Here is a 595-nt window from a genome sequence, read left to right on the forward strand (position 1 = left end):
GACATCCTGGTGGAAGGTACGCCTCTCAGCTTTGCGGGAGATGTGCATACCGGCTTCCAAGCCTGCACCTCGGCATATCGAGCAAAGAACGGTGCGGCTTGTATGTGGGTAAAGGTCCATAAGGGTGGACCTGATCAAGCTGCTGACAACGAGCTGGTTGCGATGTCCGGTGGTGTCTGGACTAACCAGCATAAGGGTAAGAACATTGCTTATGCCATTGTCAAGATGGATTACGACCCAGATGCCTTCCCTAATGGGGAGCCTGGTCTTGTCTTTATTGTGCGAGGCGCTAGCTGCTATGACGATCGTGCTGATGACACTATGCCTGGTGGCTCTGGCACCCAGCGTCTAAATGATCCCACCACGTGGAAGTATACGCGTAACGCATCTGTCATTACTGCCCAAGTTCTCCGCGGATTCTACTCTGCAGGGGTGCTGATGTTCGGTGCACAGGCTGAGGCGCGTGATCTATATGCACCTATGCTTCAGGCCGCACATAATGAGTGCGACGAACTGGTTGCTGATGACAAAAACAATCAGATTCAGGTCCCCCGCTATCGGGCGGGTATGATGCTTACTGCATCTGAATCCACGG

At 53.3% G+C, this 595-nt stretch carries 1 protein-coding gene; it reads left to right on the forward strand.

What is annotated here, in order from left to right:
* A partial coding sequence (locus VJI94_RS07915) for a hypothetical protein (protein WP_324008950.1) occupies positions 1–595 on the forward strand: 595 nt, incomplete at both ends.

This window comes from Parvimonas sp. D9 (assembly GCF_035282565.1).
Lineage (GTDB): Bacteria > Bacillota > Clostridia > Tissierellales > Peptoniphilaceae > Parvimonas > Parvimonas micra.